Annotated in this window: 20 protein-coding genes; 11 read left to right on the top strand and 9 right to left on the bottom strand. The window is 64.7% G+C overall.

Features of this window, described 5'->3' with window-relative positions; genetic code table 11:
• From JHD67_RS22340 to JHD67_RS09940, 3 genes are all read left to right on the top strand, one after another.
• Positions 1 to 211: hypothetical protein (locus JHD67_RS22340; protein ID WP_233171781.1), on the top strand; the 211-nt coding region annotated here is incomplete at its 5' end.
• 140 nt (positions 212 to 351) lie between these two features.
• A complete protein-coding gene (locus JHD67_RS09945) occupies positions 352 to 3,261 on the top strand; it encodes a TonB-dependent receptor (RefSeq protein ID WP_199099023.1) in 2,910 nt (969 codons plus the stop codon).
• A gap of 85 nt (positions 3,262 to 3,346) precedes the next feature.
• Positions 3,347 to 5,182: a tetratricopeptide repeat-containing sulfotransferase family protein gene (locus tag JHD67_RS09940; RefSeq protein WP_199099022.1), complete on the top strand. Its 1,836-nt coding sequence runs from the start codon at positions 3,347 to 3,349 to the stop codon at positions 5,180 to 5,182.
• A gap of 13 nt (positions 5,183 to 5,195) precedes the next feature.
• Here the strand turns inward: JHD67_RS09940 and JHD67_RS09935 are convergent, their stop codons facing one another.
• Positions 5,196 to 6,755 (bottom strand): sulfotransferase, encoded by a 1,560-nt coding sequence (locus JHD67_RS09935; RefSeq protein WP_199099021.1) that lies wholly within the window; start codon positions 6,753 to 6,755, stop codon positions 5,196 to 5,198.
• Positions 6,756 to 6,802: 47 nt separating this feature from the next.
• Positions 6,803 to 8,383 carry a sulfotransferase gene (locus JHD67_RS09930; protein ID WP_233171780.1) on the bottom strand — a complete coding sequence of 527 codons (1,581 nt, stop codon included), beginning with the start codon at positions 8,381 to 8,383 and terminating at the stop codon, positions 6,803 to 6,805.
• A 160-nt stretch (positions 8,384 to 8,543) separates the two neighbouring features.
• Between JHD67_RS09930 and JHD67_RS09925 the strand changes: the two genes are divergently transcribed.
• Complete coding sequence (locus JHD67_RS09925; protein ID WP_199099020.1) at positions 8,544 to 9,869, top strand: aspartyl/asparaginyl beta-hydroxylase domain-containing protein; 1,326 nt, start codon at positions 8,544 to 8,546, stop codon at positions 9,867 to 9,869.
• 13 nt (positions 9,870 to 9,882) lie between these two features.
• Here the strand turns inward: JHD67_RS09925 and JHD67_RS09920 are convergent, their stop codons facing one another.
• Positions 9,883 to 10,809: a sulfotransferase gene (locus tag JHD67_RS09920; RefSeq protein ID WP_199099019.1), complete on the bottom strand. Its 927-nt coding sequence runs from the start codon at positions 10,807 to 10,809 to the stop codon at positions 9,883 to 9,885.
• Positions 10,810 to 11,004: 195 nt separating this feature from the next.
• Here JHD67_RS09920 and JHD67_RS09915 point away from each other — a divergent pair, with 195 nt between their 5' ends.
• Positions 11,005 to 11,967 carry a quinone oxidoreductase gene (locus JHD67_RS09915; RefSeq protein WP_199099018.1) on the top strand — a complete coding sequence of 321 codons (963 nt, stop codon included), beginning with the start codon at positions 11,005 to 11,007 and terminating at the stop codon, positions 11,965 to 11,967.
• 32 nt (positions 11,968 to 11,999) lie between these two features.
• Here JHD67_RS09915 and JHD67_RS09910 read toward each other — a convergent pair whose 3' ends face one another.
• From JHD67_RS09910 to JHD67_RS09900, 3 genes are all read right to left on the bottom strand, one after another.
• A complete protein-coding gene (locus JHD67_RS09910) occupies positions 12,000 to 12,914 on the bottom strand; it encodes an ion channel (RefSeq protein WP_199099017.1) in 915 nt (304 codons plus the stop codon).
• Positions 12,915 to 12,976: 62 nt separating this feature from the next.
• The gene (locus JHD67_RS09905; RefSeq protein WP_199099016.1) at positions 12,977 to 13,483 is read right to left on the bottom strand and encodes a YgjP-like metallopeptidase domain-containing protein; all 507 of its coding nucleotides are present in this window, start codon (positions 13,481 to 13,483) and stop codon (positions 12,977 to 12,979) included.
• Complete coding sequence (locus tag JHD67_RS09900; protein ID WP_199099015.1) at positions 13,480 to 13,752, bottom strand: hypothetical protein; 273 nt, start codon at positions 13,750 to 13,752, stop codon at positions 13,480 to 13,482. Before JHD67_RS09900 ends, JHD67_RS09905 begins: the two co-directional genes overlap by 4 nt.
• A gap of 67 nt (positions 13,753 to 13,819) precedes the next feature.
• On the opposite strand from JHD67_RS09900, the gene JHD67_RS09895 reads away from it, so the two are divergent.
• Genes JHD67_RS09895 through JHD67_RS09885 form a run of 3 tightly spaced genes read left to right on the top strand, consistent with a single transcriptional unit; the run spans position 13,820 to position 14,982 of the window.
• Complete coding sequence (locus JHD67_RS09895; RefSeq protein WP_199099014.1) at positions 13,820 to 14,278, top strand: PIN domain-containing protein; 459 nt, start codon at positions 13,820 to 13,822, stop codon at positions 14,276 to 14,278.
• A gap of 52 nt (positions 14,279 to 14,330) precedes the next feature.
• Complete coding sequence (locus JHD67_RS09890) at positions 14,331 to 14,747, top strand: hypothetical protein (protein WP_199099013.1); 417 nt, start codon at positions 14,331 to 14,333, stop codon at positions 14,745 to 14,747.
• A gap of 46 nt (positions 14,748 to 14,793) precedes the next feature.
• Positions 14,794 to 14,982 (top strand): CPXCG motif-containing cysteine-rich protein, encoded by a 189-nt coding sequence (locus tag JHD67_RS09885; protein WP_199099026.1) that lies wholly within the window; start codon positions 14,794 to 14,796, stop codon positions 14,980 to 14,982.
• A gap of 56 nt (positions 14,983 to 15,038) precedes the next feature.
• Here JHD67_RS09885 and pncA read toward each other — a convergent pair whose 3' ends face one another.
• A complete protein-coding gene (pncA, locus tag JHD67_RS09880) occupies positions 15,039 to 15,737 on the bottom strand; it encodes a bifunctional nicotinamidase/pyrazinamidase (protein ID WP_199099012.1) in 699 nt (232 codons plus the stop codon).
• Between the two features lie 199 nt (positions 15,738 to 15,936).
• Between pncA and JHD67_RS09875 the strand changes: the two genes are divergently transcribed.
• Together JHD67_RS09875 and JHD67_RS09870 are read left to right on the top strand one after the other, a co-directional pair.
• Complete coding sequence (locus tag JHD67_RS09875; protein ID WP_199099011.1) at positions 15,937 to 16,308, top strand: hypothetical protein; 372 nt, start codon at positions 15,937 to 15,939, stop codon at positions 16,306 to 16,308.
• 69 nt (positions 16,309 to 16,377) lie between these two features.
• Positions 16,378 to 17,580 (top strand): MFS transporter, encoded by a 1,203-nt coding sequence (locus tag JHD67_RS09870; protein WP_199099010.1) that lies wholly within the window; start codon positions 16,378 to 16,380, stop codon positions 17,578 to 17,580.
• Here the strand turns inward: JHD67_RS09870 and cls are convergent.
• A complete protein-coding gene (cls, locus tag JHD67_RS09865; protein ID WP_199099009.1) occupies positions 17,577 to 18,980 on the bottom strand; it encodes a cardiolipin synthase in 1,404 nt (467 codons plus the stop codon). The two genes, JHD67_RS09870 and cls, sit on opposite strands and share 4 nt — an antisense overlap.
• Positions 18,981 to 19,058: 78 nt before the next feature.
• Positions 19,059 to 19,988 (bottom strand): LysR family transcriptional regulator, encoded by a 930-nt coding sequence (locus JHD67_RS09860; RefSeq protein WP_199099008.1) that lies wholly within the window; start codon positions 19,986 to 19,988, stop codon positions 19,059 to 19,061.
• Positions 19,989 to 20,087: 99 nt separating this feature from the next.
• Here JHD67_RS09860 and JHD67_RS09855 point away from each other — a divergent pair, with 99 nt between their 5' ends.
• Positions 20,088 to 21,335: an MFS transporter gene (locus JHD67_RS09855; protein WP_199099007.1), complete on the top strand. Its 1,248-nt coding sequence runs from the start codon at positions 20,088 to 20,090 to the stop codon at positions 21,333 to 21,335.
• Positions 21,336 to 21,394 lie beyond the last annotated feature (59 nt).

The raw sequence follows: 21,394 nt of genomic DNA, 5'->3' as shown, positions 1-21,394 counted from the left end.
GACTGAAGCCCTGTCAAATCAGCGGCCTGGCTCAGGTATTAAGGCCAGGCCAGGCCGCCTTCACTCCGGCTTCACCGCACCCAAACGATGGTCATCGCGCCGCACCAATCAGGGAGCGGTGTGGGGCGGTGTGATTATTCCCCGGATATATCGTAAGAAAATACTAAAGCTGCCACGGCATAGTATTTTCTTGCTGTATAGATTTTATTGACTATCTGTAAGTAAAGCGTGATAAATGCGCAGCGCTGTAGACCATCGGTCTATCCCTAAAGTCTTTGGGTGACTCGGGCGCGGGTTTGAGGCGGGGATTCTGTCAAACCCAGTCATAAATAAATAACGGGAGGGTGTCTCATGAAGTTCGGGGAAAACAAACTGTGTACGTCGGTTCGCCTGGCGCTGTCGCTGGGCATGCTCGCAGCGAGCGCCTACGGCACCGCGGCTTTCGCGCAGGACGCGCAGTCCAACGCTAACGCGCAGCAGGATCAGAACCAGAAGGCGAAGACGCTGGAGACGATTACCGTCACCGGTTCGCACATTCGCCGCGTGGACGTTGAGACGTCCAACCCGGTTGTCACCATCGACGCGGCGGCCATCAAGGCCACCGGTAAGCTCACCCTGGGTGACATCCTTCAGCAGCTGCCGGCCGTGACCGGCGGTAACGTCAATCCGCAGGTGAACAACGGCGGCGGTACCGGTGGCAGCAGCATCGGCCTGCGCGGTCTGGGTGCCCAGCGTACCCTGGTGCTGATCGACGGCAAGCGCATCATCAACAACGACGTGAACGCGATTCCCGCGGACATGATCGAGCGCGTCGAAGTGCTGACCGACGGTGCTTCGTCGGTGTACGGCTCCGATGCGATCGGCGGCGTGGTCAACTTCATCCTGAAGAAGAGCTACCAGGGCGCCACCTTTGCGTTGAACTACGGCGAGTCGGATCATAACGACGGCGCCAGCCAGGGCTACACCTTCACGTTCGGTCAGACGTCCGATAAGGGCAGTCTGATGGTCGGTCTGGACTACAACAAGACCGATGCCGTGCAGGCGAGCCAGCGCAAGTTCTCCAAGAACGCTATCTCGATCTCGGGTAGCTCGCAGAGCCCGATCCACTCCTACATCGGTGGTTCGTCGTACCCGGCTTACGGCCGCATCCAGCTGCCGGCCAGTCTGGCCGCCCAGTACGGTTGCAGCAACGTGGCGCTGAACAAGGGTGCTTCCGGCACCAACGCCAGCACCGACTACCATTGCTTCACCAACGCCGACAAGTACAACTACGCGACGGTCAACCTGATCCAGACCCCGCAGGAGCGTTCGAGCTTCTTCGTTAACGGTACCTACAACCTTGCCGATCACCTGCAGGTGTATGTGGACGGCTACCATAACAAGACCAGCTCCAACTTCCAGTTGGCGCCGGCGCTGTTTGGTTCGGCTTACGGCGCGGATATCCCGGCCGATAACCCGTACAACGTGTTCGGTCAAACCTATAGCGGCTCGGGTTCCGACTTCCGCCTGCGCCTGGTGTCGATCGGTCCGCGTATCACGGACTCGACCACCACGACCGACCAGATCGCCACCGGCTTCAAGGGTGACTTCACGGTCTTTGGCCAGAACTGGAACTGGGATGCCGGCTTCGACTACGGTCACCTGTCGACGACCACCATCACCCGCAATCTGCCGAACGTTGACAAGATCAACCAGGCACTGACCTGCGGTACGGCGGCCAACCCGGTGAGCTCGGGTTGCACCCCGATCAACATCTTCAACCAGTACGATCCGACCACGGCATCGTTCCTGCAGTCCAGCGCCGTGCCGGGCATCAGCAACGCCTTCTCGATCCAGAAGATCTACGCGGTGGAAGCCAACGGCGGTCTGTTCGACCTGCCGGCGGGTACTGTCTCGGCCGGTGTGGGCGCCTCGTACCGTCGCGAATACACCTCCAGCACGATCGATCCGCTGCTGACCATCGATCCGGCCACCGGCAACTGTACGCTGGGCAGCCAGTGCAGCTCGCCGCTGTCGGGTTCGTACAACGTGAAGGAAGTCTACGCCGAGCTGTTCGTGCCGGTGTTGAAGGACATCCCCTTCATCCAGTCGCTGAACGTTACCCTGGGTGACCGTTACTCCAAGTTCAGCACGTTCGGCAGCACCAACAACACCAAGATCGGCCTCGAGTGGAAGCCGATCGACGACCTGCTGCTCCGCGGCACCATGGCCGACGTGTTCCGCGCGCCGGCGATTGGCGACGTGTTCGGCTCGCCGGTCAGTGACGCGCCCAAGCTCAGCAGCGACCCCTGCGATCACGCTACCGTTGCCAACCCGGCCTGCGCAGGTGTGCCGCTCAACGGTACGTTCGTGAATCAGGACGTGGCTCTGGGCCAGCAGATCAAGGCCGTGACCTCGGGCTCGCAGTACGCTGGCTTCCCGCTCGGTCCGGAGAAGGGCAAGTCCTTCGACGTGGGCCTGGTGTACTCGCCGAGCTACGTGCCGGGTCTGTCGACCAGCGTTGACGTGTGGCACATCTACCTGAACGACACGATCTCCGCGATCGGCGCTCAGACCGTGCTCAACCTGTGCTATGCCGGTATCACCGCCTACTGCCCGCTGATCACCCGTTATGGCGCTGGTTCGGCCAACCCTGGCCAGATCGCGCAGATCCTCGAGCCGACGGGCAACCTGGGTAGCACCGACACGGCTGGTATCGACTTCTCGGCTCGCTACAAGCTGCCGCAGTTCTCGTTCGGCCAGTTCATGATCGGCCTGGATGCGACCTACCTGAAGCGCTACGACCAGAACACCGCGCCGGGCACGGCGGCCAACGTCACGTTCCACGACGCCGGCCACTTTGCTCCGTACGGCTCGGCCGCAGCGGCCACCTGCCCGAGCGGCGGCGGCGTCTGCCTGTTCCCGCGTTGGAAGGGTAGCGGCTTCGTCAACTGGACGGCCGGCAACTGGGATGCGTCCTGGCGCATGCGTTACATCGGTCGTTTCCGCAACGGTTCGAGCGATCCCACCAACGATACGTTCCCGGCTGGTGCGGGCCTCAATGGTGTGATCTTCAACTACGGCGCCACGGTCTACAACGACGCTTCGGTGGGTTACAACATCGCTCCGTTCAACACCCGCGTGGACTTCGGTATCAACAACCTGTTCGACAAGCAGCCGCCCTTGCTGTACGCGAACAACGTGCTCAATGCGAATACCGATCCGACCGACTTCGACCTGCAGGGCCGCTACTTCTGGGCTCGCGTGACGGTCAAGTTCTAATCGATCGCGTAACGTCGTATCGAGTAGTGGTAAAACAGACGAGCCGCGCGGATTCTCCGCGCGGCTCGTTCATTTTTGGGGTGCGATGAATACTTCTACCGACGCCATCCTGGCTGCCTTGCAGACCGGTCGGCAGGCCGATGCCGAACAGCTATGTCGCTCCCGTCTGCGGGAGATTCCTGGCGACGAGAATGCGCTTGTTCTACTGGGCATGTTGCTGGAGCAACAGGAGCGTGCGGGAGAGGCGCTGGAAGTCTTTGCCGAACTCACGCAGCGCCAGCCCGGGAGCGGACTGCATTGGGGCAACTACGCCACGGCATTGCGTACGGCCGGTCGCTTGGACGAAGCGCTGGCAGCCTATGAGACCTCGTTGCGGCTGACACCGGATGATCCCGCGCAACTGCTTAATCTGGGCATGTTGCAACTGGAGCTTCGCCAGTACGAGTCGGCGCGCAATACGTTGCTGCGCGCCCACCATTTCGATCCCCAGTCGCCCGCGGCGCGTATCTATGCGGCGCGGGCCTGCGCCGTGTTTCGCGACTACCGGGCTGAGCAGTTGATTCGGCCCTGGCGTGAATGGCTGCCATTGGATGACGCCCAGCAATTGGAGCTGGCCGATCTACAGCTCTTGCTCAGCGAAGCCAACGCGGCGGGTGTGGTGCTGGAGGAGCTGCTGTCGCGCTCTCCGCAGTCGCAGCCCGCCATGTTGCTGCTGGCGGCGGTCTATGAGCGCATGAACCGTCTGGATGACGCCGAGCATGTGCTGGATGTGCTGGCGGCGCTGCCCAGTCAGTTGGACGATATTGCGTTAAATGAGATCGTCCATCAGCGCGCCAAGCTGGCTCAGCGGCGCGGGCAACTGCAGGACGCACGCGAGGCGCTGGAGCGTGCGGGGCCGCGCCTGCCTGGCGATTACAGCCACTACTTTGCCCTGGCTGAAGTTTGCGACAAGCTCGATGCGCGCGATGATGCGATGCACGCCTTGCACAGGGCCCACGCCTTGCAGGTGGAGGAGCTCAAGGCGACGGAGCCGTATCGGTTCGAGCCGGAGGCGGTGCTGCTGCCGGCGGCGGAGCGGCGCGTCAGCGCCGACGACTACCGGCAATGGCCGCGTCTGCAGTCGCCTGACGAGACACAGTCGCCCGTATTCATCGTGGGCTTTCCGCGATCGGGCACGACGTTGCTGGAGCAGATGCTGGACGCGCATCCGGCTTTGCAGTCCATGGATGAACGCCCCTTCTTCAATATTCTCAGTGATCAGCTGGGCGATCACGGCCTCAACGTGCCGCAGGACATCCACAAGTTCGACCAGGGCATTTGCGACGAACTGCGCAAGGGCTATCTGTCGCTGGTGTGTTCCAAGATCGAGCGTCGCTGGAGCGCGCGATTGGTCGATAAGAACCCGCTCAACATGCTGTGGCTTCCCCTGATCCACCGGTTGTTTCCCAATGCCAGGTTCATCCTGGCGCTGCGTCATCCCTGCGATGTGGTGTTGAGCTGCTATATGCAGAACTTCCGCGCCAACGTCCTCGCCGCGGCGTGCGCCGACGTCGAGCGACTGGCGACGGCGTATGTGACGGCATTGGAGGCATGGTTGCATCACGTGGAGGTGTTCCAGCCGAAGGTGCTGGTATCGCGCTATGAGGATCTGGTGTCGCAGACCGAGCAACAGACGCGGCGGATTGCCGAGTTCATTGGTTTGGAGGATCCCTCGCCCATGCTGCATTTCGATCGGCACGCACGCGAGAAAGGTTTCATTGCCACGCCCAGCTATACGCAGGTGATCCAGCCGGTGAACCGCAAGGGCATGGATCGCTGGTTGCGTTACCGCGATGCGCTGGCGCCCGCGTTGCCGATTCTCCAGCCGATGCTTGCGCATTGGGGTTACGACACCACGGCGGATGCGTCATCGGTGAGCTAAACCGACGGGGCGATCAGTACTCGCTGATCGCCATCAGTTCCGGCAGGCTGGCGGCGTAGTGGCGCCAACGTTGAACCGAACGCGTATGGATGGCCTGTCGGGCCTGCCACAGACTGGCCGTGCTGATCGACTGGCCATCGCTGCGAGCGGCAAGTAGATCGCAGGGAGGCAGCTGCAACCATGCGGCCAGCTCTTCCAGCACCCGGGCCGGTTCCTGGGCAAGTTCTTCGTAGCTCACTACCCGTACAGACGCGGGGTAGCGAGCGAGCCAGTGCGCCTGCAGTCGGCGTGCTCCCTGCAACACGGCGGCAATGTCTCCCATGTCGTAGGCGTAGTCCTGTGCGCCCCTCTGGAATGACTGCATCCATATCGAGAGCGCGTTGTCGCGCATGCCGCGTTGGCAGAACAGGAAGCGGGCATGAGGAAACATCGCCAGGGCGATGTCCACGTGAAGGAAATTGAACGGCTGCTTGTCGATGTACCAGCGGGCCTCACCGTCGTCCTGGCGCAGTTGAGCGGCATACAGGCGCGCGGCCTGGTCCAGCTGTTCGGCCGACATTGGCGTGTCCGCCAGTTGCGCGGATAGCTGTGGCAGCTGGGGGAGTTCGCCGCGCTGCGTGACCTCGGGATGGCGTGACAGCCGTTCGGCCAGCAACGTGGTGCCGGAGCGGGGTGCGCCAACGATGAAAATGGGTGTCCAGTCGCGTGCCGTAGCGCTGTTTGTGGCGCGCGGTGCCTGTCGTTTCAGGCGCGCGTCCACGCTGCGTCGCCACTGCTTGCGCGACCATGCGCTGTCGGCGCCGGCGAGTGCATTGGCTTCGCGCAGGTAGTCGGTGGCCGGGACATAGGCGCCGATATCGTCATGTGCCTTGCCGAGCGCGAACAGCACGCCGCTGCGCGCATGCGCACTCAGGTCACCGCGCTCGCGCAGCGCGTGCAGCCGGGCAAAGTCTTGGTGTTGATCGCTGGCGTAGCGTTGCAGTTCGGCCAGGCTCAGTGGGGAGTGCCACTCCAGTGCTTGCGGGCTGTGTGCAAGCGCAAATTCATGACGCTCACGTGCACGTTCGTACGCGCCGAGCTGGGCGGCATAAGTGCCGGCCAACGCATGAATGCGTGGGTCGAGGGTGCCCGCGGCAATCTGTGTTTCGCACAACGCGGCGGCGGCGGCCTGTTGGCCGACGGCATCCAGTTCCTCGGCGGCGCGGATGACCCAATTCAGATCGGCCTCACGCGTACCGAAAGCATCGCCGAGCACCTTGGCCATGGCTTGCATGCGTCCCTGGCTACGCAGCCATCGTGCAAGCTGGAACGCAGCGCCGGCATGGTGTGGGTTGCGTGCCAGGATGTGCCTCAGCGCCTCCTCGGCCGGGCTGTTGCGCCCCAGTTCGAGCAGCAAGCCTGCATAGGCCAGGCGAATGTCATCGGCACCGGGGTACAGTTCGAGGCTATGCGTTGCCGCCAGCAACGCCGCGTTCCAGTTCTTGCGTAGCGCCAGCGCCTGGATCTCGGACAGGCACGCCTGCACCGTGGCGGACGATACAGCGGGATCGTTGGATACGGACGGTGCGGTCATGAAGGGATAGGCAGGGACGTGAGGTTGCGATGCCGGCAGGCGCCCACTCAACGCTGCCAGGCTGGCAACCCCAGCGCTGCGCGCAGTGGGTCCAGCAGCGCGCCATAGGCGGCGCTGCGTGCGGAATCCTGACGCAGCGGCTGCCTCACCTGGGCGGCGCTGGGCGAGCGTACCTCGCGACGATTCTCGTGGAAGTTCAGGCAGGCATCCTCGAAGGGCAGTCCACAGAAATCCAGGAGTCCGCGAATGCTGGCGCCCGGATCGGCCACCAGCGCCTCGTAACGGTGCTCGTAAACCTGCTTGGGCGCGTGGGCGAGCCAATGCCGCTGGGTGCGATCGAAGTCGCGCCAGAAGCCGGCCAGATCGTCGAAGTCGCGGGTGTACTCATTGTTGTCCAGGCGCTGGCGATAGCAGCCGAAGCAGGTCTCCAGCGGATCGCGGCGGCAGCTGATGATGCGTGCGCCGGGCAACATCGCCAGTATCGCGCCCAGATAGATCCAGTTGCCGGGTAGCTTGTCGGTAAACATCGGGCGCTGTTGTCGCCAGTGGCGGGTACGCTCCAGATAGCGATGGCCCAGGCGCTCCCAGTCCGCGGGCGTCATGTCGGCGACCCAGCGTGGAAAGGGCTGTCCGCGGCGACGCGATTCCTCGGCGAGCACTTGGGTGAGATCGGGCAACTCGCCCGCGCCCTCCACGGAGGAATGCGAGGCGAGGATTTGCTCGACCAAGGTGGAACCCGAACGCGGCAGGCCGACGATGAAGATCACCTCCTTGCCGAGATCCGGCGTGGTGGCAGCGGCCGGGTGGGCGGCAAAGGCATCGACCACGGCGGACACGCCGGTGGAGAACGCTTCGCGATTCCAGTGGCGACGCCGACGCGCCACCGCATTGGCGGCGGCCAGCGCGGCAAGCGAGTCCGCGTACTGCCCGACATCGTCATAGGCCTTGGCGAGCGCGAAACCGATAGCCATCAAATCCTCATCGCCGGCGTTGCGGTGATGCAAGGCCTCTTTCATCTGGGCGATATCCGTTGCGCCCAGCTTGACGGTCTTGAGGTCGGCCAGGCCCCACCACGCCATGCCCGCCCAAGGCTGTTCGGCGATGATCCGGCGGTACTCGCTCGCCGCCTGTTCGGTCTGGCCGCGCATCCGCAGCACATCGGCCAGCAAGGCGCGTGCGGTCATGTGATCGGGTGCCAGGCTAATCGCGCGTTGCAGGGCGGCGGTCGCCTCTTCGTTGCGCACACTGCGGGTAAGCATCACGCCCAGGTTGTACCAGGCAACCGCCATGCTCGGCTGCAGCTCGCAGGTGCGCCTCAATGCGGCGATGGCGCCGTCGTAGTCGCCGGCATTGCCCAGTAACGAGCCCAGCGTGTTGTGGTACACGGCGTCCTGTGGGCGCTGGATCAGCGCCTCGCGCATCAGCTCGATGGCGTCCTGGCTCTGGCCGCGCAACCCGTGGATGCCCGCCTGCATGCGCAGAACCTCGGGATGCTGCGGGTGTCGCGCGCGGACCGGTGTCAGATGTTGCTCGGCCTCATCCACTCGCCCCGCATCGAGGGCTTCGGCGGCGGCGACCACTTGCTGGACGGCGGCTGAGTCCAGCCCCTGCAGACGCGGATTGATCAAGACGTTCGGCTCCGGAAAGTGCTATCACGACCTAAAGCAGTCGCGTCAGCGTTACATGCACGCGACCCATCAAAACATGTCTATTATGCCCATACCACCTCCCTTCAAACGGCGGTGGATCTGATCGGGGGCGCAACGGGGCGGGGTCTCAGAGAAAACGATGAGTAGCGGGATGGACGGGGGCGCGGTGGCGCTGCGCGAGTTGGCGCTGAATGGTCTGAAGCACGGCGACGTAGCGCTGGCGGAACAGTATTTTGCGCGACTGCTGGAGTTGCTTCCTCACGATGCCGAAGCTTTGCAGTTCGTTGCCAGTCGCCACCTGCAGCGTGGCGACGCGCTGCGTGGCATTGCGCTGCTCCTGCAGGCTGCACAGGTTCAGCCGGGCAATCCGGAGGTGCTGCATCAGCTTGGCGCGGCGCAGATGGCGGCGGGAGACTGGCGGGGGGCGGTTTCTAGCTTGCGGCACTGCGTGCAACTGGCGCCGCAGATGTTCGTCGCGCGTCTGCGCCTGGGCATCTCCCTGGAGCAGTTGGGGGAGTCGCATGGCGCGTTGCTGGCCTATTTTGGCGCACTCAACACCGCCCAAGGCATGGGGCGGTGGATGAACGACGCAACGACGGCCCCTGGTTTGCAAGAGGCCGTCAAGCACGCCATCCGTGTCATCGATGTCGGTCGCCGCGGTGCTTTCGATGCGGTGTTGGCGCCGCTGCGGGAGCGCTACGGGGCCGCCGAACTTGCGCGCGTGGAGCAGTGCCTTTCCATCTATCTTGGAGAGCAGCCCGCGCCGCTGCCCGATCCGCGACAGAAGCCCAAGTTCCTGTACTTTCCAGGGATTCCCAGCCAACCCTATTACCCTACGGCGCGTTTCCCGTGGCAGGCGGAGTTGGCGGCGGCCACCGAGCTCGTGCGCGAGGAACTGCGGGCGGTGCTGGCCGAGGAGCAGCCGTTGCTGCCTTTCCTCGGCGAGCAGAGCCCCGAGAGCCTGAAGGGTTATCTCCAGGGCTCCGGTGCGCAGGCGGCCTCGTGGGATGCGTTCTTCTTCTACCGTCATGGCGACCGCTTCGACGACAACTGCGCACGTTGCCCACGCACCTCGGCCCTGCTCGATTCGTTGCCGCTGGTGCGCATTCGCGACCACGCGCCGGAGACGTTGTTTTCCGTGCTCAGCCCGGGTACGCATATCCTGCCGCACCGTGGCGTCACCAATACGCGGCTGGTGACGCATCTGCCCTTGATCGTGCCGTCCGAGTGCGCCTTGAACGTGGGCGGCGAGATCCACGAGTGGCAGGAGGGGCGCTGCGTGAGCTTCGATGACACCTTTGAACACGAAGCATGGAACCGCAGCAACGAAACCCGTGTGGTGATGATTCTCGATAGCTGGAACCCGGATCTCACCGACGTAGAGCGCGCGGCGGTCACTGATCTGGTCGAGGCCATCGGCGACTTCAACCGCGCCAGCGAAGTCGCAGTACCCGGCCTGGCGTGAGCACTCCGGGGTCTCAGCGCGCGATGGCGGCGGGCGCCTCGCAGGCCACGCGCAGGCGTGGAGCGGCGTAGGGGCGTTGACCGTCGCGGCAGCGTCGGCGCAGTGCGTCGTAGGAGACAAGGTGTTCGGCCAGCCAGCGTTGCACCTGCGGGCCGAATACGCTGTCCACCTTGGGCTCGGACGGACGAACCTGGCCATGTACTGCGGCCAGCTTCCACGGTTCGTGTTCGAGGTTGGCGATGGTTTGCTGGCAGGCGTTGTCCAACCGGGCGTCCAAGGGCAGCCCCAGGAACGCGCAAAGCCTCGCCCACTCGACCTCGGGGCGTTGCACGAGGTCGTCGTGAAACACGAAATGGTGGTGCGGACGGCCCACGTGCTGCCCATGAATGGCGGCTGCGCGATTCCAGCGCCGAGCCCAGTGCACCGTACCGCCGCCGAAGGCCTGGTCGTTCTCGTAGCGCAGGTATACATCGGCCAGTGAGGCCAGTACGTCCGTACCACGCCGCACCACATGCACAAACCGCGCGTCGGGCAACTGCGCTTCGATTTCCGGGATGTACAGCAGATGGTTGGGGGTCTTCTCCAGCCACAGGTTGCGCCCGGCCGCCCTCGCCGCAGCATCGAGCAGATCGATGAAGCGCCCATCGATGCCCGTGCGCAGCCATGGCGTGGGAAAGCGGCGCGCGGCCGGTGTCGGCAGCTGGCCGCGCAAGGCGACGTAGAGTTCGCGCACGCGCTTGCGTGTGAGGCCCAGGCGGTGGTGCCACTTGCGCGGCTCCCGCTTGGCGCGCGTATCGCCCCAGCGCCAATCCAGGTCGCCGTAGAGCTGCTCGAAGAAAGCGGTTTCGGGCAGCGTGTAGACCTCCGGATGGCGCGCCAGCAAAGCTTGCACAATGGTGGTGCCGGAACGTGGGCATCCCACGATGAAGGTGCGCCGCACGGCGATTTTCCCTGTACAGGGGGCCGAGACGTCCGGCCCAACGTCGTGAACAACGCGCGATCTTTCGTCAGGTTGACGAAAGGTGTCAGGCTTGCGCAAGGTTGCTGTGCAAAAGGGGGGGCCGCTTTCTCGACACTCGCGGGGCGGATGTCCACACTGCCCACCCCAACCCCAGCAACGCTTCAGGAAATAACCATGCATGCCCTGACCTTTGACCAGTTCGGTTCGGCCGACGTGTTGCGCTGGACCGAGCGCCCCGATCCGGTGCCGGGTCCCGGTCAGCTGCTGGTGCGCATGCAGAGCGTGGGGCTCAATTTCGCCGATGTGTACCGCCGCAACGGCAACTATCACCTCACTGGAGAGGCGCCGTGGGTGCTTGGTTACGAAGGGGCGGGCGTGGTGGCCTGGGCGCCCCAGGGCGAAACGCAGTTTGCTGAGGGTACCCGCGTGGGCTTTGCCGACATGCCGCACGCCAATGCGGAGCTGGTTGTGGTGGATCGCGAGCGCCTTATCCCGCTGCCTGAGGATATCGATGCCGATACGGCGGCAGCGCTATTGCTGCAAGGGCTGACCGCGCAGTACCTGGTCAGCGATAGCTTCCTGGTGCGGCCCGACGATGTCGCGATAGTGCACGCCGCCGCGGGCGGTGTGGGATTGCTGCTGGTGCAGATGCTCAAGGCACTGGGCGCGGTGGTGCTCGGCGTTGCCTCCAGCGAGGCGCGGCGCGATGCCGTGATTGCCGCCGGCGCCGACGTGGCCGTTGGTTACGACGACTGGGTGCAGGCCAGCCTTGCGCTGAGCGGTGGGCATGGCGCGGACGTGGTGTATGACTCGGTGGGCCGCACACTGGCCGACAGCTTGCGCGTGGCGCGCATCGGCGGCACCGTGGTCTTCTATGGCATGGCCGCTGGCGATCCGGCGCCCGTCGACCCGCGCCAGCTGATGGATCGCTCGCTGACGCTGACCGGTGGCGATCTGTGGAACGTGCTGACAGGTGCGGACGTACGCCGCCAGCGCGCCGACGCCCTGTTCCAGCAGGTGCGCCAGGGCACGCTCAAGCCGCAGATTGCTGCGCGCTACCCGTTGCGCGACGGTGCGCAGGCGCATCGATTCCTGGAAAGCCGTCAGGCCATCGGCAAGGTGCTGCTGACGGTCTGAGCATGGGTGAGGGAGGCCCCGAGCCTTTCGGCCTAGACGTTCAGATCATCGTCCGACTCATCCACCGGCACGACGTCGTGAAACACGTCGTAGTCGATGTGCGCCATGCCTTCCTCGTCATCGTGCACCAGGTCCACGTAGCGATGGTTCCAGCGCCAATCGCGGCAGCTCCATTGGTGACGGGCCTGCATGGTTTGCGCGGTGGTTTCGTCCACGCCCTCGATGGACAACACCAGCGATGCTTCGGCGGCGGCCAGCGCCTCGGGCGTGAGGCCGTGCAGCGGGCTTTGCTCGTCGATCACATGCATCAAGCTCCAGCTGAGCATGAATACGGGATGGCGGTCGCGCATCAGCTTTACGTCGTGAATGCGCCGCAGTCGAAAGCCCTCCGGGGAAGATTCGCGCAGCAATAAGTGCAGCTCCGCCGACGCCTGCGCAATCACGTTTTGCCGCGCATTGGCCGCGCGGATCATCAGCGTGGGCTGGCCGTGGATGCGGCGGATCACCGGGTGCTCGGCGAACAGGATCTTGGCGCGTGGCCGGGAGAAGCGCGCAAACACCAGGCCAGTGACCAAGGCGATGCTCAGCATGCCGGTAAAGATTTCCAGCGTGGCCACCACATGCCCATACACCGTCTGCGGATGCATGTCACCGTAGCCCACCGTCGCCAGTGTTTCCACGCTGAAGAAAAACGCGCCACTGAAATCGTCGGGAAACTTGTTGGCGATGGCGTGATCGCCCAACTGGTACAGCGCGCCAAAAGCCGTATTGAGCGCCAGGAACACCGCGGCGGCCAGGCCGAAAAAGGTGGGCCAGCGAATGGTCAGCGCGAAGTGGTAGATGTCGTCCCAAAAGCGCCGCATCAAACCGTGGCTGATGTAGGGGCGGCCGCTGATGGTGATGGTGTGGGTGCGGCGTTGGAACAGTTGTGACAGCTTGCGAGGCATGGGACGGAACCGTTCCGGCAGGGGCACCGGTCCATTCTATCGTGCCCCCGCCGCTACTCAGGCTAGGCGTTGCGCCGTGCCTCGAGGTCGCGCCAGGTCAGGTAGAGGCGCAGGTCGAATTCCTGCTGGTGGTAGTCCGGCTGCATGTACTCGCAAAGCTGGTAGAACGCCTTGTTGTGCTCGGTTTCCTTCAGGTGGGCCAACTCGTGCACCACGATCATCTGCAGGAACTCCGGCGCGGCATCGCGAAACAGGGAGGCGATGCGAATTTCCTTGCGTGTCTTCAAGCGGGAGCCATGTACATGCGAGATCGCGGTATGCATGCCCAGCGCACGATTGATGACATCGAGCTTGCTGTCGTACCACACGCGGTCGATGCCCGGCGCGTTGCGCAGGTGTTCCTGGCGCAGCGCGTTCGTATAGGCGTACAGCGCCTTGTCGCTCTGGACCTGGTGACGGTCTGGGTGGCGCTTGGCGAGGTAGTCGCCCAGTTCCCCGCGCTCGATCATGCGGTTCACTTTGTCGAGCAGTGCCGCAGGGTAGCCGCCCAGGTACTTCCAGTGGGTCATTCCGCTGGCGGCTCGTCGTGGAAACCGGTGTAGTCATCGGGAAATACCGGGGTGCCGTCATCCTCCAGCGCAAGGATGGCGGCCAAGGCTTCGGACGCCGCCAGTTCGGCCGGTTCACGCTGGCGGAAGCTACGGTTTTCGCACACGGCGTAATACACCGGAAAGCCCGAGCGCGTGATGGGCGTCACCACGATACAGGCGGTAAAGCGCGAACCCTCGAGCACCGCCGTGGCCTGGGCGGTGTAGTCGTCAAAGCGGCGTTCGGTCATGTCGGTCATCCACAGCGTAGTAAGAGGGTATTGTAGCCGCGCGTCAGGCCACACCGGCTGTGGCACCATGCGCGCCATGCCCGATCATCCGCCGCGCCTCGTTCTCGATACCAACGTTGCCCTTGACCTGTTCGTGTTCCGCGATGCCGGCAGCGACCACGTACGCGCCGCGTTGGAGTCCGGGCAGGTGCAACTGGTGGTGGACGAGGTGTGCCGCGACGAATGGCTGGCCGTGCTGGAGTACCCCGCCTTGCGCCTGGCGGCGGATGTTCGCGCGACGGCCATGCGCGATTTCGATCGCTGCGCGCAACGCGTGCATGCGCTGGCCATGCCCGAAGGCATCCGGCTGCCGCGCTGCGCCGATCCCGATGACCAGAAGTTTCTGGAGTTGGCCTGTGCGGCTGGCGCGCAATGGCTGCTGAGCAAAGACAAGGCGGTGTTGCAGTTGGCGCGACGCACCGCGCGCGAAGGCTGGTTCCAGATTTTGCTGCCTTCCGCGTGGCGCCCGCCATTCACACCCGCTTGATTGCGCGATGGCGATGCTGCACATCTGCACTCCATGTGGATAGGTACCTGCCATGAAGACGATGCATCTCATGACGATCGCGGTGATCGGGGCGGCTGTGCTGGCGGGCTGTGGCGTCGAGGGCACGCACGACACGGCGATCCGCGATGCGGTGGCCAACCGCGTGTTCCTGTACCAGGCCCCCGGCGCGGGCGATGCCACCTTGCAGGTGGTGCGTGCCAACGGCTATTTCGGTGGAGGCTGCTCCAGCCAGATCCTTATCGATGACAAGTTCGCCGCCCAGCTGGAAACCGGCGAGCAAACCACGTTCTACCTGCCCAGCGGCACCCACACCGTGTCGTTGCAGAACTCGGGGGCGTGCCGCAAGCCGGGCGACCATGCGCAGGTGAGCACCACGTTGGGGGCGGGCGAAACCGCCCTGCTGGAGGTCAACAAATACGGCTCCGCGCTATCGCAGGCCAAGCGCTGATCCATCCACTACCGTGAGTGGTGCGCGGGTGCGCACCTCGGCCGACATGCTCGAACCCTTCCTCATCCATTGCCCGTACTGCGGCGAGCCGATCGAGATCCTGATCGACGGCTCGGTCGATAGTCAGCGCTATATCGAGGATTGCCAGGTCTGTTGCCGGCCCATCGACCTTGCGGTGGAGGTGGATGCGGACGGCGCTTGGCAGGTGAACGTGGGTACGGAGAACGACGGGTAAATCGCATGGGTGCGGGGGGCATCCGCACGGTTCTGTGCTCGCGGCGGGGAGCGGGCTTACGTCCGCGAGTGACCGGCCGCTTGTCGACTGGTAGGCGGTTGCTGCGCATGCGCCAGATCGAGCGCGTGGATCACGTCCACACCCAGCTGATCGAAGCGGATGCGCGTGGGAATGTCGCTTTCCGGCGTGACCGGGCGCGTGAGATCCCACAGCACATGCGTGCGATAGCCCAGATCCACGGCATCTTGCGCTGTCCACAGCACGCAGACATCGCGCGCGAGGCCGCATAGATAGACTTCATCCACGCCGCGCCCGCGCAGCCACTCGGCCAGGCCAGTCGCCGGGCGGCGACCGTCGGGGCCGTGGTTTTCGCGAAAGCCGCTATACGAGTCCACGCGCGGGTCGTCGCCCTTGCGGATCACCTTGTCCACCGTCGACCAATCGATCGCCGGATGCAGCGCCGCGCCGGCCGTGTTCTGCACGCAATGCGCCGGCCACAGCGTTTGCGCGTGACCGTAGAGCGGAATGCGTTCAAACGGCGTGCGTCCCGGGTGGGAGCCGACAAATGAAATGTGATCGGCTGGATGCCAATCCTGCGTCGCCACCACGTGCGAGAACAGGCGCCGCCGCAGCAGTTGGTCGATACCGGGCACGATCGCATCGCCTTCGTGGCAGGCAAGCGTGCCGCCCGGCATGAAGTCGGGCTGCACATCGACCAGGATCAGGGCGGCGCGTGGGCTGATGGAGAGGCTCATGGCTCGTCGGGGCTCGTGGCGGGCGACATTCGCAAAGTCTAGCGGGCCAGGCGCTTACCACGGTGTGATGGGCTCGACGGGGGATGTAGCGGTGATGTGTTCGGTTCAGGCTGGATGGGGCGGGGCTGTCCTCCCTCGGCACGCCGTGGCCGTTACGCACGGGCATAATGTGCGTCAGCGATAACAGAAGGAACAGGGCATGCCTTACGACCAATCGTGGATGGGCTATGGGCTCATCGGCGCGCTGGAGGCCGGCGCCATTGCCGCCGGCGTGGGCCTGGTGGTGTTTGGCATCCTGCATTGGCTGGGCCGCTCACAAGGCTGGAACGTGGGCATCGAGGTGAGCTGGTCGTATGTGGTGAGCCTGTTGGTGGCTGGCGGTCAGGACTTGTGGAACCTGTTCTATTTCAGCTACGGGCGGCTGCAGTCGCTGCAGCTGTTGCAGGCACGTCTGGCCGAAGTACACGATCCCGACAGCCTTGGCCTCCGCGTGCTGTTCGAATTCATCGGTGCAGGCATCGGCATCTACGTCGGCTGGTGGCTGGTGGCCCATCGCCGACCGTCGTCGTAATGCGACGCCGTTCGTTTCCTTGGGTTCCCGTGTCCACGGCTGGTTTTTCCGTTTTCAGAAGTCCTTTCCATGAATTCCTCGCTTGAGGCGAACGCCAGCGGTTTGCCGTTGACGCTGCGTATCGTCCAGATCGTGTGCTTTACGTTTCTGGCTTATCTGGTGATCGGCATGCAGCTGGCGGTGCTGCCGCCGTTCGTGCATGGCGACCTGGGCTTTGGCGCGGTGCTGGCCGGCCTGGTCATCAGCACCCAGTACGTGGCCACCTTGTTGAGCCGTGGTTTTGCCGGTCGCACTTCCGATACGGCGGGTCCCAAGCGCACGGCGCTTATCGGCATCCTCGCCTGTGGCGTCAGCGGCCTGCTGATGCTGGGGGCGTCGGCGTTGCGCCAGTGGCCGCTGGGCGCCCTGGGCGTGATGTTGCTGGCGCGTCTGGCGCTGGGCATGGGTGAAAGCTGTGTGGCGACCGGCTGCATCATGTGGGGTATTGGCCGGGTCGGTGGCGAACACACCGCCAAGGTGATTTCCTGGAACGGCATCGCCACCTACGGCGCCTTGGCGGCGGGTGCGCCGCTGGGCGTATGGCTGGTGGCGCTGGGTGGTTTTCGCATGATCGGGCTGTCCGCCGTGGTGCTGATGGCGCTGGCCTTGGCCATGGCGTGGCCGCGACCGGCGGTGCAGGCCGAAGCTGGCGAGCGCTTGCCGATGCGACACGTGTTCGGGCGCGTGGCGCCCTATGGCATGGGCTTGGCGCTGGGCTCGGTCGGCTTCGGCGTCATCGCTACCTTCGTCACTCTTTACTACGCCAGCCAGGGCTGGAGCGGTGCGGCGCCCACGCTCAGTCTGTTCGGCGTGTGCTTCGTCGGCGTGCGGCTGGTGCTGGGTTGGACGATCGCCCATTTTGGCGGCTATCGCGTGGCGCTGACTTCGCTGCTGGTGGAATGCGTGGGTCTGATCGTGCTGGCGAGCGCGGATCACGTCGGCATGGCCATGCTCGGTGCGGCGCTGAGCGGCATCGGCTTCTCGCTGATCTTTCCGGCGCTGGGCGTGGTGGCGGTGGAGCGGGTGAGTTCAAGCAATCGCGGCGCTGCGTTGGCGGCTTACTCGGTCTTTATCGACGTGGCCTTGGGCATCACCGGGCCGCTGGGCGGCTGGATCGCCTCGAGCGGGCGTTATGGGCCGATGTTCCTGATGGCTGCCGGCTTTTCGCTGGCGGCATCCTTGCTCACCGGCGCGCTCTATATGATTTACGGCCACCCGACTCGCGGGGCCTAGAGCACCGGATCGAACAGGCGCGCGACGTGCATCGCAAGGCGTCGCAGGTAAGGCGCCTTGAGGTATTCCGCCTCGGTGACTTCATGTGCGTGCGAAAAATCTTCGAGCAACATCGCCTCCACCTGGGCGGCGAAGACGCGATCGACATTCAGCGCGCCGACCTCGAAATTCAGGCGGAAGGAACGGTTGTCCAGGTTCATGCTGCCCACTGATGCGGTGTCGTCATCCACCAGCATCACCTTCTGATGCACAAAGCCCGGCTGATAGCGAAACACGCGAATGCCCGCGCGTATCGCATCGTGCGCGTACAGGCTGGAGGCGAGAAATACCGTGTGGTGATCCGGTCGCGCCGGAATCAGTACGCGCACATCGACGCCGCGAAACACCGCCAGGCGCAGGGCAGCCATCACCGCCTGATCGGGGACGAAATACGGCGAGGTAATCCATAGTCGATGTCGCGCGGCGTGGATGGCGGCCACGAAGAAAAGCGAGCAGCTTTCCTGCCTGTCTGCCGGTCCCGTGGCGAGGATCAGCGTATGCGCGCTGCCTTTACCGGGCGCGGGGCGCAGCAGTGGCGGAAGCGCGCCGGTGACCCAGTGCCAGTCTTCGGCAAAGCTGCGTTGCAGGTCGACCACGGCGGGACCTTCGATCTCCAGGTGCGTGTCGCGCCAAGGGGCGAGCGGAGGTTTCAGGCCCATGTACTCGTCGCCCACATTGAGGCCGCCGACAAAGCCGCGTACGCCATCCACCACCACGATCTTGCGGTGATTGCGAAAGTTGAGCTGGAAACGGTTGCTGCGCCGATGCGTGGCAAACGGATGGATGTGCACCCCCGCCTCGCGCAGCGTATCCACGTAGTGATGCGGCAACGCATGGCTGCCGATGCCGTCATACAGCACGCATACCTCCACGCCGGCACGCACGCGGTCGAGCAGTACGTCTTGCAGGCGCCGGCCCAGTGCATCGTCATGGATGATGAAGAACTGCACCAGCACGCAATGGCGGGCCTCGCCGATGGCGCCGAGGATGGCGCTGAACGTCGCCTCGCCATTCACCAGCAGCCGCAGCCGCTGACCGTCATGGAAGGGTGTGCCCAGCATGCGCGCCAGCTCGTCGTAGCGCGCGCAGGCTTCGTGCGCGGCGACGCCGGTATCCAGTTGCACGTTTGCCAGCACCTGCATTTGTTCGCGGCGCAGGCGATGCAGGTCGATGTAGCCGTGAAAGTGGCTACGGCCCAGGTAGAGGTAAGGCACCAGGGTGAGGTAAGGCAGCAGCACCAGGCCCAGTGCCCAGGCGAATGCGCCCTGCGGGGTGCGTGTATTCATTACCGCATGCATCGCGGCGAACACGCCCGCTACATGCAACGTAAGCAACAGCAGGCCGAGCACGGTGGCTAGCATGCGTCGGGCTCGGTGGACGAGCGGAGCGGGGCCTGTGGATGCATGGTGGGAAGCTCTCCTGCGGCCTGGATGGATGGATCAGCGCATGGCGCTGCGTACGGTGTCCAGCACTTCGCGTTCGCGTTGTTGCAGCGCTTGCTGCAGATGATCCACGAACCCGCGTATGCGTGCAGGCAGGTAGCAGCGGCTGGGGTAGATGGCGTAGATGTGCGCATCGGGCAGGATCACATCGGCCAGCACCGGCACCAGCCGTCCGGCGCGCACGTCCTCGGCGATATCCCAGGCCGACTTGAATGCCAGCCCATGCCCGGCGACGGCCAGCGCGCGCATCAGGTCGCCGTTGTCGCACGTGATGGCCGCATCCACCCGCAGGGTTCGGGGCCCTTCGGGCGTTTGCAGTATCCAGGGCAGGATGCCGTGGCCGGGGCGGTGCAGCATCAGGCAGTCGTGCTGCTCCAGCTGTTCCACCCGGGTGGGTGTACCGCGCCGCGCCAGGTATTCCGGGGAGGCGCACAGCACGCGGAAGTTGTTGGCGAGCAGCCGTGAGACCAGGCGCGAGTCGGCCATGGTGCCGCCGCGGATCGCCACATCCACGCCGTTCTCGAACAGGTCGAGCATGGCGTCGGAGTTGGTCAGGCGCAGCTTGAGATGGGGATGCTGGGCGACGAAATCGGCCGCGATGGGGCCGATGTACTGCCGGCCCATGTCCACCGAGGCGGAAACGTGCAACTGCCCGCGCACCTCCAGTTGGCCCAGCCCCACGGCGGCGTTGGCGTCATCGACGTCCGCGATGATGGCCTGGCAACGCTCGAAGTAGATGCTGCCTTCCTCCGTCAGCACCAGGCGCCGGGAGCTGCGTTGGAGCAGGCGCACGCCCAGCGCCTGTTCCAGGCGGTTGAGGCGCTTGCTGGCGGCTGCCGGTGACAGGCCAAGCTCCCGCCCGGCGGCCGAAAGGCTGCCGTCGTTCACCGCGCGGACGAAGAGCCGCATGTCCTCGAAATCGACCATCTTCAACTTTTTGGAAAGGATGCCTGTCTAGTTTGCTCAATTCCGGAGTGGATCGACAAGGCGCACAGTAGCGATCTTCGATCCGTCTGGACCCTCTGTATGCACTCCCCGGTTCCCCAGGAAGGCGCCCAGCGCCTCTCCGTTCCCCCGACCGCCGCCAACCCGGCGCCCTCCCGGCTGGCCTTGCTGGCCCTGTCCGTGGCGGCTTTCGCCATTGGTACCACGGAGTTCGTGATCATGGGCCTGCTGCCCGAGGTTGCCCAGGACCTGCATGTCAGCATCCCCTCGGCGGGCCTGCTGGTGTCGGGCTATGCGCTGGGCGTGGCGGCCGGTGCGCCGGTACTGGCCGCGCTCACCGCGCGCCTCGAACGCCGCAACGCGCTGCTCCTGCTGCTGGGCTTGTTCATTCTTGGCAATGCGCTGTGTGCGGTAGCACCCAGCTACGGAGTGCTGATGGCGGCGCGCGTGGTGGCGGCGTTCTGTCATGGCTCGTTCTTTGGCATCGGCGCGGTGGTGGCTTCGCACATCGTGCCGCGCGGCCAGGCGGCGCGTGCGATAGCCCTGATGTTCACCGGCCTGACGCTAGCCAATGTGCTGGGCGTGCCGTTCGGCACCTTTCTCGGCCAGTGGGCCGGTTGGCGCTCCACCTTTGCCGCCGTGACGGTGCTGGGCGTGATCGCCGCCATCGCGGTGTGGCGACTGGTGCCAGCCCTGCCGGATCTGGCCTCGCCCGATATGCGTCGCGAACTGGGCGTGCTGCGCAAGCCGCAGGTGCTGCTGGCGTTGGCGATGACCGTGCTCGGCTTCGGCGGCGTGTTTACGGTTTTCACTTATATCGCGCCGATCCTGCAGGATGTTTCGGGCGTCAGCGTGGGCGCGACCGGCTGGGTGCTGATCCTGTTCGGTGTGGGCACCACCATCGGCAACACGCTGGGCGGGCGACTGGCTGACTGGCGCCTGATGCCCTCGCTCATCGCCGTGCTGGTGGTGTTATCGCTGATCATGTTTGCGTTTGCCTGGACCATGCACAGCACGGTCGGCGCCATCGTCACCGTGTTCGTCTGGGGCATCGCCGCCTTCGCCACGGTGCCTCCGCTGCAGATGCGCGTGGTGCAGCAGGCCAGCGAAGGTCCGCACCTGGCATCCACGCTCAATATCGCGGCCTTCAACCTGGGTAATGCAATCGGTGCTTTCGTCGGCGGCGCCATGATCGATCTCGGCAAGGGCCTGCCGTCGGTAAGTGTGGCTGGCGCCATCGTCGCGCTGCTGGGCTTGCTGGTGACTTTGCTCAGCGCGGCCCTGGAGCGTCGCCGAGGTGCGGCGCTGGCCTGCGCCGTGGGTGCCTGACTGGCACGGTGATCAAGGTGCCGCCCGCGCGACCTTTCGACGACTTTCGTCGGCGCAGA

The sequence above is a fragment of the Dyella sp. ASV21 genome, from assembly GCF_016428975.1.
GTDB lineage: Bacteria > Pseudomonadota > Gammaproteobacteria > Xanthomonadales > Rhodanobacteraceae > Dyella.
The sequence above is the reverse complement of the archived record's forward strand: the minus strand, read 5'-3'. Positions and strand labels throughout refer to the sequence as shown.

Coding starts and splice junctions, on each gene's coding strand:
- JHD67_RS09945 (WP_199099023.1), top strand. CDS start 352: ATGAAGTTCGGGGAAAACAAACTGTGTACGTCGGTTCGCCTGGCGCTG.
- JHD67_RS09940 (WP_199099022.1), top strand. CDS start 3,347: ATGAATACTTCTACCGACGCCATCCTGGCTGCCTTGCAGACCGGTCGG.
- JHD67_RS09935 (WP_199099021.1), bottom strand. CDS start 6,755: ATGACCGCACCGTCCGTATCCAACGATCCCGCTGTATCGTCCGCCACG.
- JHD67_RS09925 (WP_199099020.1), top strand. CDS start 8,544: ATGAGTAGCGGGATGGACGGGGGCGCGGTGGCGCTGCGCGAGTTGGCG.
- JHD67_RS09915 (WP_199099018.1), top strand. CDS start 11,005: ATGCATGCCCTGACCTTTGACCAGTTCGGTTCGGCCGACGTGTTGCGC.
- JHD67_RS09910 (WP_199099017.1), bottom strand. CDS start 12,914: ATGCCTCGCAAGCTGTCACAACTGTTCCAACGCCGCACCCACACCATC.
- JHD67_RS09905 (WP_199099016.1), bottom strand. CDS start 13,483: ATGACCCACTGGAAGTACCTGGGCGGCTACCCTGCGGCACTGCTCGAC.
- JHD67_RS09900 (WP_199099015.1), bottom strand. CDS start 13,752: ATGACCGAACGCCGCTTTGACGACTACACCGCCCAGGCCACGGCGGTG.
- JHD67_RS09895 (WP_199099014.1), top strand. CDS start 13,820: ATGCGCGCCATGCCCGATCATCCGCCGCGCCTCGTTCTCGATACCAAC.
- JHD67_RS09890 (WP_199099013.1), top strand. CDS start 14,331: ATGAAGACGATGCATCTCATGACGATCGCGGTGATCGGGGCGGCTGTG.
- JHD67_RS09885 (WP_199099026.1), top strand. CDS start 14,794: ATGCTCGAACCCTTCCTCATCCATTGCCCGTACTGCGGCGAGCCGATC.
- pncA (WP_199099012.1), bottom strand. CDS start 15,737: ATGAGCCTCTCCATCAGCCCACGCGCCGCCCTGATCCTGGTCGATGTG.
- JHD67_RS09875 (WP_199099011.1), top strand. CDS start 15,937: ATGCCTTACGACCAATCGTGGATGGGCTATGGGCTCATCGGCGCGCTG.
- JHD67_RS09870 (WP_199099010.1), top strand. CDS start 16,378: ATGAATTCCTCGCTTGAGGCGAACGCCAGCGGTTTGCCGTTGACGCTG.
- cls (WP_199099009.1), bottom strand. CDS start 18,980: ATGCTAGCCACCGTGCTCGGCCTGCTGTTGCTTACGTTGCATGTAGCG.
- JHD67_RS09860 (WP_199099008.1), bottom strand. CDS start 19,988: ATGGTCGATTTCGAGGACATGCGGCTCTTCGTCCGCGCGGTGAACGAC.
- JHD67_RS09855 (WP_199099007.1), top strand. CDS start 20,088: ATGCACTCCCCGGTTCCCCAGGAAGGCGCCCAGCGCCTCTCCGTTCCC.